We start from the raw sequence: 16647 nt of genomic DNA on the forward strand, positions 1-16647 counted from the left end.
CGGGCACGGACTTGGCGCCGGTACGTCTTCGGTGGTCATCATGCCCGACGGGCAGGCTCCGCGCCGTCCGCGACGCCCGCCTGTTCGACCTTCGCGCCCCGCTCGCGCAGCACCTCGATGTCGGAGCGCTCGGTCTTGGAATCCACGATCACGATGTCGAAGTCCTCGGCCGGGGCGACCGCGTGCAGCGCCCGCCTGCGGAACTTCGTGTGGTCGACGTAGAGGACCCGCTTGCTCGCCGAGGCCAGCATGGCCTTCTTGAGCTGCACCATCTCCTGCTGCGGGTAGCAGCCGATGCCGTCGGTAACCGCCGAGACCGACATGATCGCCAGGTCGACCCGCATGCCGCGGATCGCGTCGATGGCCATGCCCCCGACGAAGGCGTCCGCCCACGGCAGGTAGTCCCCGCCCACGCCGATGAGGTGGATGCCCTGCACACCCGCGAGTTCGCCGAAGACGCCGCGGTGGTTGGTCACCACGGTCAGCGGCGCCCGCTCCGGGAGCAGCCTGGCCAGGAACACCCCGGTCGTCGAGTCGTCGAGCACCACCGCCTGGCCCGGTTCGACGAGCTCGGCGGCGGCCTGGGCCAGTTCTTCCTTCTCCGCCTGGTTCTGCTGCATGCGGTATTCCGACGCCGCCTCGTAGAGCAGCGATGACGCCGCCGAGACGTAGCCGCGGTTGCGGTGCACGAGCCCCTGCGACTCCAGGTCGGCGAGGTCGCGGTAGACGGTCATGGCGCTGGCGCCCACGGTCGCGACCAGGTCGTCGATCCGCAGCGTGCCCTCCTCCATGACCAGCTCGGTGATCTTTCGGCGCCGGTCCTGCTGCTTGCCGGACGGGCGTCGACCGGAGGTCCCGGACATCGTCGTTCCCCTCACCGCACATCCCTCTCGGGGTTCGTCCACTGGCGGTTCCCATCCTCCCTCGGCCTGGCCTGCTACGGCGGGTCCACCTCCGGCCGGCACCCGACAGACCACGTCGTCATCGTGTAACACGATAAAAACACCATCGGAGAGCTATTGCAATGTTTGTTTCACCAAGTCTAGTGTGACCTCACTCTTCGGCAGGTAGCCGAGGCCGGCAGCTCCAACGGAGGAGGTCGTCGCGGGCATGATCGCGCCGAAACCGCACTCGAAGCGGATCACGACCTCCCCGGCCGCACTCGCCGCGACCTGCGGCGGAGCGGAGTGGAAGCAGGGATTAGCCGGGACAGCCCAACCGCTTGCCTACGACTGGCGGCAGGCGTGGACACGTGTTGCCATGCGGCAGTACCGTCCCGACTCATTCCACGTCGGACATTTGCTGAACCCGTCCGCGCCAACGGCGGCACGATAAGGGGATCGACACGATGAGTCCTGGTGAGATCTTTCTGTGGGAGTTCATGGGCACCGCCATGCTCACCCTGCTCGGGTGCGGTGTGGTCGCGAACAACGTGCTTCGCAGGTCGCTCGGCCACAATGGAGGGTGGCTGCTGGTCAACTTCGGCTGGGGCTTCGCGGTCTTCGCCGGTGCCAGCATCGCCGCTCCCAGCGGTGCGCACATCAACCCCGCGGTGACACTGGGACTCGCGGTCAACGGGCAGGTCTCCTGGAGCCAGGTGCCCTTCTACATCGTCGCGCAGGTTCTCGGCGGCATCCTCGGCGCGCTGCTCTGCTGGGCGGCCTACAAGCTGCAGTTCGACACCCATGACGCCCCGGGCGAAACGCTGGGGATCTTCTCCACCGGACCGACCGTGCCGAGCGCGCCGTGGAACCTGGTCACCGAGATCATCGGCACCTTCGTGCTGGTCTTCTGGATCATCCAGAACCCGTCGGCGGAGGTCGGCCAGGCCGGCGTGCCGGAGTTCGGCAACGCCGCGCTGGGATACGCGGCGGTCACCTTCATCGTCATCGGCATCGGCAACTCGCTGGGCGGTCCCACCGGGTACGCGATCAACCCGGCGCGCGACCTCGGTCCTCGCATCGCCTACGCGTTGCTGCCGATCCGGGGCAAGGGCTCGGCCAACTGGGGTTACTCCTGGGTCCCGGTCGCGGGACCGATCGCAGGCGGTGTCCTGGCCGGTCTGCTGGCGCTCGCCCTGCCCGCGAGCTGACGTCGAAACTCCTCGGAAGGTAGATGGATATGGCTTCCTACGTCGCAGCAATCGACCAGGGCACCACCTCGACCCGGTGCATGATCTTCAACCACTCGGGCCGGGTCGTCGCCGTGGACCAGGTGGAGCACCGCCAGATCTTCCCGCGCGCGGGATGGGTCGAGCACGACCCGGAGGAGATCTGGAGCAACACCAGGCAGGTCTGCGCCGGCGCGCTGGCCAAGGCCGACCTGGTGACCTCCGAGATCGCCGCGGTCGGCATCACCAACCAGCGCGAGACGACCGTGGTGTGGGACCGCAAGACCGGCAAGCCGGTCTACAACGCCATCGTCTGGCAGGACACCAGGACCGACAGCATCGTCAACGAGCTCGCCGCCGACGGCGGGCAGAACCGCTACCACCGCAAGACCGGTCTGCCGCTGGCGACCTACTTCTCCGGCACCAAGATCCGCTGGATCCTGGACAACGTGGACGGTGTCCGCGCCCGTGCCGAGAAGGGCGAGCTGCTGTTCGGCAACATGGACACCTGGGTGCTGTGGAACTCCACGGGCGGTCCCGACGGCGGTCTGCACGTGACCGACCCGACCAACGCCTCGCGCACCCTGCTGATGGACCTGGAGACCCTGGACTGGGACACCGACATCTGCGCCGAGTTCGGCATCCCGACGTCGATGCTGCCGGAGATCCGCTCGTCGTCGGAGGTCTACGGGCACTTCCGCGAGCGCGGGGTGTTCGGCGGGCTGCCGATCGCGGGCATCCTCGGCGACCAGCAGGCCGCCACCTTCGGGCAGGCGTGCCTGTCGCCCGGTGAAGCCAAGAACACCTACGGCACCGGCAACTTCCTGCTGCTCAACACCGGCACCGAGCGGGTGCTCAGCGAGAACGGGCTGCTGACCACGGTCGGCTACAAGATCGGCGGCAACGACACCGTCTACTGCCTGGAGGGCTCGATCGCGGTCACCGGCTCGCTGGTGCAGTGGCTGCGCGACAACCTCGGGCTCATCGCCAGCGCGCCGGAGATCGAGCAGCTCGCGCGGACCGTCGACGACAACGGCGGCGCCTACTTCGTCCCGGCGTTCTCCGGGCTGTTCGCGCCGCACTGGCGATCCGACGCGCGCGGCGCGATCGTCGGCCTGACCCGGTTCGTCGACCGCGGGCACCTGGCCCGCGCGGTGCTGGAGGCCACGGCGTTCCAGACCCGCGAGGTGATCGAGGCGATGAACGCCGACTCCGGGGTGCCGCTGAAGTCGCTGAAGGTCGACGGCGGCATGGTCGGCAACGAACTGCTCATGCAGTTCCAGGCCGACATCCTCGGCGTGCCGGTGATCCGTCCGGTGGTCAGCGAGACGACGGCGCTCGGCGCCGCCTACGCGGCGGGCCTCGCCGTCGGCTTCTGGGGCAGCGAGGAGGACATCCGCTCCAACTGGGCCAAGGACAAGCAGTGGGACCCGCTCATGCCGGAGGAGAAGCGGGAAGCCGAGTACCGCCAGTGGCAGAAGGCCGTGACCAAGACCTTCGACTGGGTCGAGTGACCACCCGCTGACCGAGGGGGCTCCAACGCCACGTCCGGCGTTGGAGCCCCCTCGCTTTGGTGCCTTCGCGTCCGAAGCGGGCGGCGCCTGGACCCAGGACGGAAACGCCCGCTCGCTATACACCACCAACGGCGACATGGCTTTCGACGCGGATGCATTGGTCGCCGAGTTCCGCTCGTCGACGGCGGCTCTGCTGAAACGTCGAGCCCGTCGAGGAGCCACCTGTGGGAGCGCCGTCTACGGACGATCTGCCTTCCGGCGAGACACCGGCCAGGAAAGAGATCTGTCGGCCGCTGGCAACAGGGCCTATGAACACCCAGTAGTTCGACTGGGACGAGTGAAGTTGGTACCCCGGCTCTGGCGCCGGGATCAGCTTGGACGATCTCGGATTCTCCGAGTCCCTGCGCGGGATCTGCGCTCTCGCTCGGCGAAGCGGCGGGTCAGCGGAAGGCCGCTGACCCGCCTGCTGCCTCAGCGGGCGAAGGCGTCGCCGCCGGGGCCGCCCTTGCCGTCGCCACCGAAGCCGAAGCCGCCGTGGCCGAAGTCGCCGCCGTGGCCGCCGTGGCCGCCGTGGCCGAACGTGCCGCCGGCACCGGCGTTGCCGCCCCCACCGCCGCCGTTGCCGCCACCCTGGCCGCCACCGTTGCCGCCGCCGCCCGCGGTGGAGTTGTTGGTCTCACCGCCCCAATCCGCATGACGCGGGCCGAAGGCGAAGGCGAACGTCGTCAGCACGGTACGCGCCGGGAGCAGCTCGATCCGCTCGTTCTCGATCTCGGAAATGCTCATCACGTGAAACACCGTCCTTCTCGGGGTTTTGATCAGGTTGCGTTTCCGCGATCACTCTGGCCCGAGATCGTCGATCCAGCCGATCAAGTACCACCAACGTGTGTCACACGAAGGACATTCGCTCCAGAGGTGGCTCCGTGGGACAGCGGCGGCGCCCGCCCGGGCCGGTGCCCGGCCGGTCTGTTCGAGCCGAAAAGAAACGCCCCCGCATCCGACCGGCGAACCGGAAGGATGCGGGGGCGGTTGCTTGGACCCGGCCCTGGCGTGCCCTGGCCGGGCAGCGGGAAGGCTACCCCGCGGTGGCCCCGGAGTCCAGGGAGTCAACGCTCGTCCGGGTTCGGGAACCCGAGACGCCAACCCGCGACACGGACAGTGGCGCCGCTGTTACTTACCGCCGAGCAGAGCCGTGACGGGCGAGCCTTTGCCGCCGATAAGATCGCCGAGCGGACCCAAAGCCGCGGACGCGGGTGCCGCGCCCATGACGGTGAGTCCGGCAGTGGCCAACATCGCGAGGATCAGAGAACGCACGCGCATGGGACAACCCTTTCCAAGTGTCGATCACCGATTCCTGAGAAGTACCCGAGGTTTCGGGTCCTCGCCCGCTCGGTGCGCTGATCGACGGTCACACCTCCGGGTGGCTGACAGGCGACAGCAGGAGCGCCGCCCATTCGACGTCGACACCGGCGGCAGAGGTGATCACATCCGGGCGAAGCCCGGTGGGAGGACAGCCCGCCCGCACGCTTCGGCGGCATCGGCCGCCACAAGCGAGAACCTCATGTCAGCCAGGTAGCGGCCGCACGCCGCCTCGTCAGCGCGTGCGGGTCCGGCGAGCAGTGCCGATGCCATCGCGGTCGCCGCGCCGAGGACCACCGCGGCCATCGTCCACCTGAATCGGATCATTGCGAGGACTCCTTCCCTTTCCGGCGGACAGCGCCGAAAACTCCCGCACCGAAGTGCAGATCGAACGCCGCTCGCCCGCTGTCCGAGAGCCCGGTTTTCGTCCCTTCGACCGCTGAAGATCACCCGGCCACGCCACTCACCCGGTGACGGACGCACCACCGCCCCGAGCCGGAAACTGACGTGCCCCGCACCCGGAAGGCCAGGTGCGGGGCACGTCGCGGTCAGGTCCCCCTGTCACGGGTGCGGCAGCGTGCCCACCGTGACCGAGGAGCCGCTGCCGATCTCGGCGGGTCGCGCCAACGGGGTACCGCCCACCATCACGACGACCACGCAGCCCATCAGCGCGACGACCGCCAACGCCCAGGACACCACCACGCGAGGCATGTGAGCTTCTCCCCCTCTGCAGTTCTTGATCAACCCGTTCAGCTCGTCGCAGGAGGTGAACGGTTCGTTACCGCGGCACCAACCTTTTCCACCGCCGACGCGGCAGGACGAGCGACGAGGCCGGTCAGCGGAGCGCGTCGCGGGTGATGTCCGATGTGGTCGTGCGGCCGGTCAGCGCCATGGTCAGGTCGAACTCGGCCATCAGGTTCCGCACGACCTCCCGCGCGCCGTCCGCGCCCGCCAACGCGAGCCCGTAGACGTAGGGCCTGCCGACGAGGACCGCTCGAGCCCCGAGGGCCAGCGCCTTGAACGCGTCGGCGCCGCTGCGGATGCCGCTGTCGAACAGCACCGGGATGCGACCCCCGACGCGTTCGGCGATCCCCGGCAACGCGTCGATGGCACCGATGGCTCCGTCGACCTGTCGGCCGCCGTGGTTGGACACGATGATCCCGTCCACGCCGTGGTCCAGCGCCAGCGCCGCGTCGTCGGGGTGCTGGAGTCCCTTGAGGACGATCGGCAACGACGTCCGCTCGCGCAGCCAGGCGAGGTGCTCCCAGGTCAGCGCGGGCCGCGAGAAGACGTCCAGGAAGGTTTCGACCGCCGCGCGCGGCAACGGCGAAGTGAGGTTGCGCAGGAAACCGCCCGGATACCGCCGGGCGATCCCGGCCAGGGTCTTCAGCGCCGCGAGCCCGGGTTTCACCGGTGCGTCCTGCCGGGGACGGGACGCCCGCTCGGCGACCAGCTCGGCGAAGACCGGGTCGCTGAGGTACTGCGCGATGCCCATGGCCCGGCCGAACGGCAGCCACGCCAGATCCAGGTCCCGGGTGCGCCACCCGAGCAGGTCGGTGTCGAGGGTGACCACGATGGCCGCCGCCCCGGTCGCCTCGGCGCGCCGGACCAGGCTCGCCGCGAGCCCGTCGTCACCGGGCCAGTAGAGCTGGTACCAGCGGACCGTCTCGGCCAGCGCCACCGCGGTCTCCTCCATCGGCACCGAGCCCTGCGTGGAGATCACCATCGGCACGCCCAGCTCGCGGGCCGCCGCCGCGACCGCGAGGTCGGCCTCCTGGTGGGCCATCTCCAGCACCCCGACCGGAGCGAAGAGGAACGGCGACGGCAGCCGCGCGCCGAAGAGCTCGACGCCGGTGTCGCGGTCCTCGACGTCGCGCAGCATGCGCGGCACGATCTCCCACCGGTCGAGCGCGGACCGGTTCGCGTGCGCGGTCCGCTCCCTGCCCGCCGACCCCGCGACGTAGGCCCACGCGGTCCGGCTCATCCGGCGGCGTGCGGCGGCTTCCAGGGCGTCGGGCGACACGGGCACGCGGGGCGTGCGGCCGAAGAGGCCCGCGCGGTAGATCTGCGCCTGGACGGCGCGTCCGAAGGATTCGCCAGCGGTCACGGGGTCCTCCGAACGATCGCCGGTCAACGTCGTGGGGCCGTAAGTTACCGGCCGGTTGGCGGCAGTGGAAGCAGCGGAAGCAGCCGCGCGCCGAAGACCCCGGGCCAGCACCCGCGCGTGGGCCCTGACCCGGGGAGCACTTCCGGCTCAGGGGCGCGACGTCAGCTCTTCGATGGTGTTCTCGACCATCTGCCGGGTGTGCCCCAGTTCGTGGCTCTGCAGCGAATCCCGCAACGCCGCCAGGTCGCGCTCGGTCTCCGGGCGCGGACGCCCCAGCTTGTCGAGGCTCTTGAGCAGTCCGAGCTGCGCCAGCGCCTCACCGCGGGGTTCGCCGATGGCGCGGAACTTCTCGCGCGCGTCCCGGTAGGTGCGCGAGGCCTCCCCGTACCAGCTCGCGCGGAACAGCACGTTGCCGCGCATCTTGCGGTTGTAGGCCAGCGCGCTGGAGAGGTCCATCTGCCTGCACGTCTGCTCGGCCTGCGAGAGCAGCAGCAACGCCTGGTCGTGGTCACCGCGCAGCGACGACACGTCGGCCAGGCCGCGCAGCGCCCACGCGTGCCCCCGCTCGTCGCCGGACTCCTCGGCGGTGCGGGCGGCCTCCTCGAAGCGGTTCCAGGCGGAGTCGAGATCACCGGCGAAGCGGTCGATCTGCGCCAGCCCTTCCAGCGCCCACACGATGTGGCGGGACTCGCCGCGCTTGCGCGCCTCGGCCAGCACGTGTTCGTGCAGCACCCGCGCTTCCTCGTGGTCGCCCCTGATCCGCAGCGTCTCGGCGATCCCGGCGAAGGTGTAGCCGTAGGCGACGATGTCGCCGGCCTGCTCGGCGAGGTCGCGGCCCGCCTTCAGCCAGCGCACCGCGACGTTGAGCTTGCCGCACTGGCGCGCCAGCGTGCCGCCGCTCCACAGCGCCCACGCCATCGCGCCCTGCGCCGACACGCTCTTGGCGGCGTGGTAGCTCGCCCGCCACGCGGCGTCGGCCTCGTCGAGCCTGCCGAGCCGGCGGCACGCCTCGGCGACGCCGAGCCTCGCCTGAGCCAGCTCCAGCGGCGTGCCATCGGCCTCGGCGCGGCTTTCCCGCTCCCGCGCGGCGGCGAGGACGTCCTCGTACGCCGTGTTGACCGACAGTTCCCAGAGCGCCCCCTGGTACTCCGGTGCGAACGCCTTGCCGTACATCCGAGCCACCTTCGCGATCAGCACCTCGGTCGAGGACCCCGCCTCGACCCTTGCCGGACCGCCGGTGCTCCGCTGTCCCCTGAGCCCGGAGCACCGGCGGCACCGAACCCCCGATGACCTCACGCTATGCGGGTAGGGCGAATGTTCGGATCGGCCGAATTGGCAGCGCAAGATCGATCGAACGGTCAGGAAGGCAGGCCACGGCTCGTACTTTCGGCCTACGTCAGGACTGGCCGAAGCTCCGGCCTATCGTGGATGCCACGAAGCCTGGTGCGGCTCTGCGGGGAGGAGGTTCCCATGCCACCGGTTCCGGTGCTGGTCTACGACGGTGACTGCGGTTTCTGCACGCGCAGCGCGCGACTGGTGGAGCGGTTGCCCGTGCGGGTGCGGCTCGTCCCGTGGCAGGAGGCCGACCTCGCGGCGCTGCGGATCACCGAGGACCGCGCCCGGCACGAGATCGTCTGGGTCGACACCTCGGGGCGTCGGTTCGGCGGAGCGGCCGCCGTCGCCGAGCTGCTGAAGCACTGCCGGCGCCCGTGGCCGGTGCTCGGCCATCTGATGTCGCTGCCGGTGTTGCGTTCGCTGGCGCACTTGGCGTACCGGTGGGTCGCGGCGAACCGGTACCGGCTGCCGGGTGCGACGCCCGCCTGCCGGCTGCCGGCGCACCAGCGACCGGGCGCGACCGCGCCCTGACGTAGCGGTCGCGGGAACGAGCCCCAGCCGAACGGCCTGAGGTACAGGTTCCCCAGCAGCATCGGCGCGGTGATCACCGCATCACAACGGCTTCTCCCGTCGCCGTGCCGGAACTCGACCAGTCACCGTCAGTCGAGGTCGTCGTGGCGCATGAGCTGGCGGCACGCCTCGGTCAGCGACCCCGACAGCGACGGGTACACCGAGAACGTGGCGGCCAGGTTGTCCACGGTGATCTGGTTCTGCACCGCCATCGCGATCGGCAGGATCAGCTCGCTGGCGTTGGGCGCGACCACCACGCCGCCGACGACCACACCGGTCTGCGGGCGGCAGAACACCTTGAGGAAACCGCGGCGCAGGCCCTCCATCTTGGCCCGCGGGTTGGTCGCCAGCGGCATCATCACGGTCCGCGCGGGCACCTCGCCGCTGTCGATCGCCTGCTGGCTGATGCCGACGGTGGCGATCTCGGGGTGGGTGAACACGTTCGCCGCGACGGTCTTGAGCTTGATCGGGGTGACGCCCTCGCCCAGCGCGTGCCACATCGCGATCCGCCCCTGCATCGCCGCGACCGAGGCCAGCAGCAGGACGCCGGTGCAGTCACCGGCCGCGTAGACGCCGGGGACGCTGGTGCGCGACACCCGGTCCACCGGGATGTAGCCGCCGCGGTCCGGCTCGATGCCGATGCGCTCCAGTCCGATGTCGGCGGTGTTGGGCACCGAACCGACCGTCATCAGCGCGTGGCCGGCCTCGACCTGGCGGCCGTCGGCGAGGTGGATCAGCACGCCGGTGTCGGTGCGCTCCACCTTCTCGGCCCGGGCGTGCTTGACGACCTCGGTGCCGCGCTCGGCGAAGACCTCCTCGAGCACGGCGGCGGCGTCGGCGTCCTCGTGCGGCAGCACCCGGTCGCGGCTGGAGATCATGGTGACCTTCACGCCCATCTCGGTGTAGGCCGAGGCGAACTCCACACCGGTGACACCGGAGCCGATGACGGCCAGGTGCTCGGGCAGTTCGGGCAGGTCGTAGAGCTGGCGCCAGGTGAGGATGCGCTTGCCGTCGGGTTCGGCGCCCTTGAGGATGCGCGGCGTGGCGCCGGTGGCGATCAGCACGACGTCGGCGAGCAGCTCCTCGAAGCCGCCGTCGGCGAGGTCGACGCCCACGTGGTGCTGCGCCATGCCCTTGGTCGGGCTGGTGAAGCGCGCACGCCCGGTGAGGACCCGCACGCCCTCCCGGCGGACCCGGGACCGGACGTCCGCGGACTGCGCGAGCGCGAGGCCCTTGACCCGGCCGTGGACCACCGCGACGTCGACGTCGGTGTCCTCGCTGCGGCTGCGGATGCCCAGCTCGCGGGCGTCGCGGGCGGAGGAGCGCGCACCTGAGGAGGCGATGAAGGTCTTCGACGGCACGCAGTCGTAAAGCACGCAGGCTCCCCCGAGACCTTCCGGCTCGATCAGCGTCACCTCCGCCGCGTTCTGCGCGGCGACCAGAGCCGCCTCGTAGCCCGCCGGGCCGCCTCCCATGATCACGATGCGGGTCACTGTGCGATTCCTCCCCGGTCCGCCTGCCTTGTGGGCGCCGACCTCACCGTACGCTGCGCCGAGATCGGTCATTCCGGGTGGTGCCACCGCTTCGGGTGAGCCTCACCACGTCGCCCTGGCCGCCGGAAGTCCCCAGGTACGGGCCGCGCGCGGGCCGTACGGGCGAACGCCGCGCGGCTTCCGGGACCGCTCGTCGCACTGCCGTACACCCCTTCGTGATGTGGTCCACTCCGACAGGTGGCCCGTCGATCGCTACCCTGTGGGGCGTGCCGCTGTACGCCGCGTACGGGTCCAACATGGATCCGGCCCAGATGATGGAGCGAGCCCCGCATTCCCCGATGGCGGGAACGGGCTGGCTGATGGACTGGCGGCTGACCTTCGGCGGTGAGGACTACGGCTGGGAAGGCGCGCTGGCCACGATCGTCGAGGCCCCCGGCTCCCAGGTGTTCACCGTCCTGTACGACGTCAGCCCCGAGGACGAACGGCAGCTCGACCGCTGGGAAGGCGCCGAGCTGGGGATGCACAAGAAGCTGCGGCTGCGGGTCCACACCCTGGACGGCCCGGTCCTGGCGTGGCTGTACGTGCTCGACGCCTACGAAGGCGGCCTGCCCTCGGCGCGCTACCTCGGCGTGATGGCCGACGCGGCCGAAGCGGCCGGGGCTCCGTCGGACTACGTGGAGAAGCTGCGCACGCGTCCGTGCGGCAACATCGGTCCCTGATCCGGCCGGTCCCTGACCCGGTCGGCTCCTGAGCCGGGCTCGCGCGACGTGATGTCCGCGCCGGACATCACACCCGCCGTGTGATAATCACTCGTGCCAGAGATCGCCGGGTGAGGGGTGCGCGTGGCCGACGCAGGCATGCCGGTGAACCAGCTCCAGCGCCGGGAGCAGATCCGCCGCGAGGTGCTGGACAGCGGCTACGTGAAGATCGAACAGCTCGCCGCCGAGCACGGCGTCAGCGGGATGACCATCCACCGCGACCTGGACGTACTCGAACAGCAGGGCTGGCTGCGCAAGGTGCGCGGTGGCGCGACGTCGACCCCGACGGCCGTGCTGGAAACCTCGCTGCGCGCGCGCATGACCGACGCCGCCGAGGCCAAGGCGAGCATCGCCGCCCACGCCCTGCAACACGTCTCCCCAGGCCAGGTCGTCGCGTTGGACGACAGCACGAGCGCGCTGGCCGTGGCGAACCGCCTCACCTCGCTGGGGCCGCTGACGGTGGTGACCAACTTCCTGCCGGTGATCAGCCTGCTCGGCGGTGAGCCCGGGCTGCAAGTGATCGGCCTCGGCGGGGACTACCGCCCCGACTACGACGCCTTCCTCGGGCTGCACGCGGCGGACATGGCGCTGACCATGCGGTCCGACGTGCTGTTCATGTCGACGACGGCGGTCGTCGAAGGGCACTGCCTGCACCGGTCGCAGGAGACGATCCAAGTCAAGCGGGCGCTGATGCGGACCACCGCGAAGCGGGTGCTGCTGCTCGACCACTCGAAATTCGAACGCCGCGCCGTCCACGAACTGGCGCCGCTGACCGACTTCGACGTCGTCATCGTGGACGCCGACACCCCGGAGGCCACCATCGAGGACCTGCGCCTGGCGGACGTCCCGGTGGAGGTCGCCGAAGGCTGACCGGTACGGCAGACGGGCCGGGCCCCTCGACGCTCCCTGATCCGTGATCACGGGTTCCCGGGCAGGCGGCGTCCAGCCTTCTCGGCGCACCGGACCGCCTGGGCGTCCAGCGGTCCGTGCACCCGCCCGCGGACGGGACCGCCCAGGTCAGTCAGAGCCAGCCGCGCTCGCGCAGTTCGGCCAGGAAGCGCTGGTAGGACGTTTCCAGCGCGGGGACCTCGGCTGCTTCCGGCTCCACGACCTCGCCCGTCGGGACCATCGCCGCCGCGGCGCGGCTGAGGTCCGGGTGGACAGATCCGGCGGCCGCGAGCAGGGCCGCACCCAGGGCCGTTCCGGCCTCCTGCATGCGCATCACCGGCCGGTCCAGCACCGACGCCCGGATCCGGCACCACGCGAGGCTGCGCGCTCCGCCGCCCGCGGTGCGCATCGGTCCCTCTGCCGGTGCGCCCAGCTCGGCGAGGCGCTCCACCGCCAGCCGTTCGCAGAAGGCGACCCCCTCGAGCCTGGAGCGGTACTCGTCGACCCGGTCCGCGGGCTCGCCGAGCACGAAACCGCGCGCACCCTCGGCCAGGAACGGGAACCGCTCGCCCTCGCCCCGCAGCGGGTAGTTCACCGCACCCGAGGGCCCGCGCTCGGTGGCGGCCTCGTCGAGCGACCGCAGCTCCGCGACGTCCACATCGGACAGCGCCGATCCGCCAACGTTGGCGGCTCCGCCCGGCAGCCACACGCCGTCCGGGTGCAGGTGGCTGTAGACCGCTCCGGCCGGGTCGCGCACGAGTTCCTTGGACACGCCCTTGAGCACGAGGGTCGTGCCCAGCACGGTCACGAACTGCCCGACGTCCACCGCACCGCAGGCGAGCTGACCGGCGCAGCCGTCGGTCATGCCCGCCCGGACCTCGCAGCCGACCGGCAGGCCGGTCAGCTCGGCGGCCCGCGCGCCGACCGCGCCGAGCACGGTCGTCGGCCGCACGACCTCGGGCAGCAGCGCCGCGGGAACTCCGAGCGCGTCGAAGACCTCCGATGCCCATTCACCGGCCACGGCGTCGTAGCCGCTCTTGAGCGCGTGGCTGGAGTCCGTGGCGACCGGGCGCCCGACGAGCTTCCACCCGATCACGTCGGGCGTGTGGCAGGCGAGCACCGCATCGTCCGGGGCGTCCGACGCCAGCCGCGCGATGCGCGCGAGCCCGGATCCCGCTGACGGCCGGATGCCGATCCGGTCCCACCGCCGGGCGCCGGCCTCGGCCGCCGTCAGCGCCTCCGCACCTGCCCGCCGGTCGTCGTACATCAGCGCCGGGGTGACCGGGTCGCCGTGCCGGTCGACGAGCACGACGGTGCCCGAGGTGGCCGAGACCGCGAGCGCGGCGATCCCGGACGACCGCTCCCCGAGCGCGGCGGTGCACTCGCGGAGGCTGTCGCGGACCGCGGGCCACCACGTCGAAGCGTCCTGTTCGGAACGGCCGCCCGGCGAGCGCACCGGCTGCGGCAGCGGGCGTGACGCCGACGCGACCAGCTCGCCCGACGGGTCGTGCACCTGCACGCGGACGTTCGCCGTCGCGACGTCCACGCCCGCGACGAGCTCGCCCATCACCGCGCCTCCTGCAACCGCTCGAGCGCGGCGGGCAGGTCGGCCATCGTGAACATCGAGACGTCGGGTTCGGCGAGCTGCTCGGGCGTCGGCTCCGGCGGCGCCTCGCCGCGCACCACCCACACGGTTCGCAGGCCGAGCCGCCGGGCGCCGCGGACGTCGGTGTCGAGCCGGTTGCCCACGTGCACCGCGCGGCTCGCGTCGACGCCCGCCGCGTCGAGGGCGTGCCGGAAGATCGCGGGATCGGGCTTGGCGGCACCGACGACCTCGGAGATCGCCCAGTGGTCGATGAAGCCGGCGACCCCGTCCCTGCGCAGCGCGTCGACGACCACCGCCCGCTGGTTGGCCACGACCGCGAGCGCGTACCTGCCGGAAAGCTCGCGCAGCACCGGGAGCACGTCGGGGTGCAGCGCGGACGGCGGGTAGACCCAGTAGGCGTCGGCGAGGTCGGACAGCCGCTGCCGGTCGCCGGGCTCCAGGAACCGTTCGGCGACGGCCGTGCGAAGCGAGCCGCTCTGCGCCTGCCTGCGCTCGTCGTAGACCCGCTGGAACTCGTCCTCGGTGACCTCGCCGCCGCGCTCGGCCACCAGTTCGCGGGTGGCGCGCCACAGCGCGTCGCGGTAGGTCGCGTCGTCGTAGATCGGTCCGCCGACGTCGAGCAGCACGAGCTCGATCGGCGCGCCTCGCCCGGCGTCCTGACCGGCGATGCCCGCGTTGACCTGCGGTGAAGCTTGGTCCGGCACAGTGCGTCCTCCTCGCTGGGCCGACTCGCGCCTGTCGAGCGCAACGGCCTTCATCTCAACCCTACCGCTAGATTTAACATAACTCTTGCCATTTATAACACCTCCTGCTGTGATGTTTGTGCTTCGAGGCGTCGGGGCAAGTCCGATGCCCGAGCGGCCACCAGGGAGGAGCGGTCGTGATCACGATCGGCATCGACGCCGGCACGTCCGTCGTGAAGGCCGTCGCCTACGCCGACGACGGCGCGGAGCTGGCCGTCGTCCGGCGGCCGACCAGGGTCGTGCACCCCGAACCGGGGTGGGCCGAACAGGACATGGACGAGGTGTGGGAAGCCGTCGCGACCACGGTCGCCGAACTCGTCTCCTCTGTCGGGCAGGACGTGCGCGCGGTGGCCGTGACCGCGCAGGGCGACGGGTGCTGGCTGGTCGACGCCGACGGCCGGCCGGTCGGGCCCGCGATGCTGTGGAACGACGCCCGAGCCGCGGGCACGGCTGCCCGCTGGGCGCGCAGCGGGATCCTTGACGAGCTGTTCGAGATCAACGGCTCGGTCGGCTTCGCGGGACTGCCGCACGCGCAGCTCACCTGGCTCGCCGAACACGCACCCGAACGGCTCGCCTCGGCGTCGAAGGTCCTGACGTGCGGCGGATGGCTCTACCGGTGCCTGACCGACCGGCTCGCGCAGGACGTCTCCGAGGCGTCGAACCCGTTCCTGGACGCCCGTAGCGGCGAGTACTCCGACGCGGTGCTGAGCAAGCTCGGACTCGACTGGGCGCGGGAGCTGCTGCCGGAGGTCGTGGACGGCGAGCAGCGCGTCGCACCGCTCACCGAAGCCTCCGGACGCCGCCTGGGCGTCCCCGCCGGAACGCCGGTGGTGCTGGCCGCCTACGACGTCATCTCGACCGCCATCGGCGCAGGAACCACCAAGCCCGGGCAGGCGTGCACGATCCTGGGCACCACGGTGTGCACCGAGGTGCTCAGCGACAGCCCGCGCCTCGAGCGCAGCCCGGTGGGCATGTCGCTGCGCACGCCGATGCCGCAGCGCTGGATGCTCGCCTACGCGACCCTGGCCGGCACCGAGGTCGTCGAGTGGACCTGCCGCATGCTGGGGCTGCCGAACCCCGAGAACCTCACCGCGCTCGCCGAGAACGCGGAGCCCGGCAGCAGGGGCCTGCTGATGCTGCCCTACCTCTCGCCGGGCGGAGAACGGGCACCGTTCTACGACCCGCGTGCGCGGGGCAGCCTGCACGGGCTGAGCCTGGAGCACGGCCCGGCGGAGATCGCCCGAGCGTGCCTCGAGGGCCTGGCCCTGGTCATCAGGGAATGCCTGGAAGCCAGCACGGCCACCCCCACGGAGCTGCGGCTCACCGGTGGCGGTTCGGCGAACCCGCTCTGGCGCCAGGTCATCGCGGACGCGACCGGACTGCCCGTGGTGCGGACCTCCGACGCGCAGGCCGGAGCGCGCGGTGCGACGGTCACCGCCCACGCGGTGCTGGAAGGACGAACCATCCCCGACGTCGCCGCCGACCTGGTCGGCACCGCCGCCCCGATGGACCCGCTCCCGGCGAACCGCCCCCGCTACGACGACGCCTACGCCCGGTTCCTCGCCGCCCGCAACGCCGCCCAGACAGCGCACTGGTTCCGCCCAGCGGACTGACGCGGGGCCCAGACGCGGCAGCGCCTGGTGGCAGCGGCGGGCCCGCTCCGCCCGCGGAGCGGGGCGGCGCGGCGCGGGAGCGGCGCTCCCGCAGCGGAGCGAGCGGGGCGGGGCGGGAGCGGGAGCGGCGCGGGAGCGGCGCGGGAGCGGCGCGGGAGCGGAGCGGGAGCGGAGCGGGAGCGGAGCGGGAACGGAGCGGGAACGGAGCGGGAACGGAGCGGGAACGGAGCGGGAACGGAGCGGGAACGGAGCGGGAACGGAGCGGGAGCGGGAGCGGGAGCGGGAGCGGGAGCGGAGCGGGAGCGGGAGCGGGAGCGGCGCGGAGCGGGAGCGGGAGCGGGAGCGGCGCGGAGCGGGAGCGACGCGGAGCGAGCGGGGCGGGGCGAGCGGCGCTGGGCGGCAGCGACGGGGAGCGCGGAGCAGAGCCATCGAGCGGTGCGAGGTGGTAGCGCCGGGGCGGAGGGAGCGGCGGTCGAGCAGGAGCGGGCGGCGCGAGCCCGGGACAGCGCGGAGCACGACGGGGCGAGCCGAAAGCAGGACGAGCCGAGCGG

15 protein-coding genes are annotated in these 16647 nt (G+C 71.7%); 6 read left to right on the forward strand and 9 right to left on the reverse strand.

The genetic code is table 11. The features are described 5' to 3' along the window. Positions 1-38: 38 nt before the first annotated feature. Complete coding sequence (locus tag SACE_RS31350; RefSeq protein WP_231849859.1) at positions 39-878, reverse strand: DeoR/GlpR family DNA-binding transcription regulator; 840 nt, start codon at positions 876-878, stop codon at positions 39-41. Between the two features lie 470 nt (positions 879-1348). Here SACE_RS31350 and SACE_RS31355 point away from each other — a divergent pair, with 470 nt between their 5' ends. Beyond that, positions 1349-2092, forward strand: a complete 744-nt coding sequence (locus tag SACE_RS31355; RefSeq protein WP_011875065.1) for an MIP/aquaporin family protein — start codon at positions 1349-1351, stop codon at positions 2090-2092. Positions 2093-2121: 29 nt separating this feature from the next. Further along, positions 2122-3624 (forward strand): glycerol kinase GlpK, encoded by a 1503-nt coding sequence (gene glpK, locus SACE_RS31360; protein ID WP_009945105.1) that lies wholly within the window; start codon positions 2122-2124, stop codon positions 3622-3624. A 471-nt stretch (positions 3625-4095) separates the two neighbouring features. Here glpK and SACE_RS31365 read toward each other — a convergent pair whose 3' ends face one another. From SACE_RS31365 to SACE_RS31380, 5 genes are all read right to left on the reverse strand, one after another. Then, positions 4096-4410, reverse strand: coding sequence for a hypothetical protein (locus tag SACE_RS31365; protein WP_009945104.1), 315 nt, complete (start codon positions 4408-4410; stop codon positions 4096-4098). 696 nt (positions 4411-5106) lie between these two features. Further along, positions 5107-5310, reverse strand: coding sequence for a hypothetical protein (locus SACE_RS31370; protein WP_009945103.1), 204 nt, complete (start codon positions 5308-5310; stop codon positions 5107-5109). Positions 5311-5544: 234 nt separating this feature from the next. Continuing rightward, the gene (locus tag SACE_RS38490) at positions 5545-5694 is read right to left on the reverse strand and encodes a hypothetical protein (protein WP_009945102.1); all 150 of its coding nucleotides are present in this window, start codon (positions 5692-5694) and stop codon (positions 5545-5547) included. Positions 5695-5818: 124 nt separating this feature from the next. Then, positions 5819-7090: an alpha-hydroxy-acid oxidizing protein gene (locus SACE_RS31375; RefSeq protein ID WP_009945101.1), complete on the reverse strand. Its 1272-nt coding sequence runs from the start codon at positions 7088-7090 to the stop codon at positions 5819-5821. A gap of 147 nt (positions 7091-7237) precedes the next feature. Further along, the gene (locus tag SACE_RS31380) at positions 7238-8263 is read right to left on the reverse strand and encodes a tetratricopeptide repeat protein (RefSeq protein WP_011875068.1); all 1026 of its coding nucleotides are present in this window, start codon (positions 8261-8263) and stop codon (positions 7238-7240) included. A gap of 297 nt (positions 8264-8560) precedes the next feature. Here SACE_RS31380 and SACE_RS31385 point away from each other — a divergent pair, with 297 nt between their 5' ends. Further along, positions 8561-8956: a thiol-disulfide oxidoreductase DCC family protein gene (locus SACE_RS31385; RefSeq protein ID WP_009945099.1), complete on the forward strand. Its 396-nt coding sequence runs from the start codon at positions 8561-8563 to the stop codon at positions 8954-8956. A gap of 128 nt (positions 8957-9084) precedes the next feature. Here SACE_RS31385 and SACE_RS31390 read toward each other — a convergent pair whose 3' ends face one another. After that, positions 9085-10488 (reverse strand): NAD(P)H-quinone dehydrogenase, encoded by a 1404-nt coding sequence (locus SACE_RS31390; protein WP_011875069.1) that lies wholly within the window; start codon positions 10486-10488, stop codon positions 9085-9087. A 266-nt stretch (positions 10489-10754) separates the two neighbouring features. Here SACE_RS31390 and SACE_RS31395 point away from each other — a divergent pair, with 266 nt between their 5' ends. Next, positions 10755-11207, forward strand: a complete 453-nt coding sequence (locus SACE_RS31395; protein WP_009945097.1) for a gamma-glutamylcyclotransferase family protein — start codon at positions 10755-10757, stop codon at positions 11205-11207. 123 nt (positions 11208-11330) lie between these two features. Further along, on the forward strand, positions 11331-12116 hold the full coding sequence (locus SACE_RS31400) for a DeoR/GlpR family DNA-binding transcription regulator (protein ID WP_009945096.1): 786 nt from the start codon (positions 11331-11333) through the stop codon (positions 12114-12116). A gap of 151 nt (positions 12117-12267) precedes the next feature. Here the strand turns inward: SACE_RS31400 and SACE_RS31405 are convergent, their stop codons facing one another. Continuing rightward, on the reverse strand, positions 12268-13701 hold the full coding sequence (locus SACE_RS31405) for an FGGY-family carbohydrate kinase (RefSeq protein WP_009945095.1): 1434 nt from the start codon (positions 13699-13701) through the stop codon (positions 12268-12270). Continuing rightward, positions 13701-14444: an HAD family hydrolase gene (locus SACE_RS31410; RefSeq protein ID WP_009945094.1), complete on the reverse strand. Its 744-nt coding sequence runs from the start codon at positions 14442-14444 to the stop codon at positions 13701-13703. Before SACE_RS31410 ends, SACE_RS31405 begins: the two co-directional genes overlap by 1 nt. A 176-nt stretch (positions 14445-14620) precedes the next feature. Here SACE_RS31410 and SACE_RS31415 point away from each other — a divergent pair, with 176 nt between their 5' ends. Further along, the gene (locus SACE_RS31415) at positions 14621-16096 is read left to right on the forward strand and encodes an FGGY-family carbohydrate kinase (RefSeq protein WP_009945092.1); all 1476 of its coding nucleotides are present in this window, start codon (positions 14621-14623) and stop codon (positions 16094-16096) included. Positions 16097-16647: the final 551 nt, after the last annotated feature.

This window comes from Saccharopolyspora erythraea NRRL 2338 (assembly GCF_000062885.1).
GTDB lineage: Bacteria > Actinomycetota > Actinomycetes > Mycobacteriales > Pseudonocardiaceae > Saccharopolyspora_D > Saccharopolyspora_D erythraea.

Bases quoted from the DNA above. Each gene is read 5' to 3' on its own strand.
- SACE_RS31355 (WP_011875065.1), top strand. From the start codon at position 1,349: ATGAGTCCTGGTGAGATCTTTCTGTGGGAGTTCATGGGCACCGCCATG.
- glpK (WP_009945105.1), top strand. From the start codon at position 2,122: ATGGCTTCCTACGTCGCAGCAATCGACCAGGGCACCACCTCGACCCGG.
- SACE_RS31365 (WP_009945104.1), bottom strand. From the start codon at position 4,410: ATGAGCATTTCCGAGATCGAGAACGAGCGGATCGAGCTGCTCCCGGCG.
- SACE_RS31370 (WP_009945103.1), bottom strand. From the start codon at position 5,310: ATGATCCGATTCAGGTGGACGATGGCCGCGGTGGTCCTCGGCGCGGCG.
- SACE_RS38490 (WP_009945102.1), bottom strand. From the start codon at position 5,694: ATGCCTCGCGTGGTGGTGTCCTGGGCGTTGGCGGTCGTCGCGCTGATG.
- SACE_RS31380 (WP_011875068.1), bottom strand. From the start codon at position 8,263: ATGTACGGCAAGGCGTTCGCACCGGAGTACCAGGGGGCGCTCTGGGAA.
- SACE_RS31385 (WP_009945099.1), top strand. From the start codon at position 8,561: ATGCCACCGGTTCCGGTGCTGGTCTACGACGGTGACTGCGGTTTCTGC.
- SACE_RS31405 (WP_009945095.1), bottom strand. From the start codon at position 13,701: ATGGGCGAGCTCGTCGCGGGCGTGGACGTCGCGACGGCGAACGTCCGC.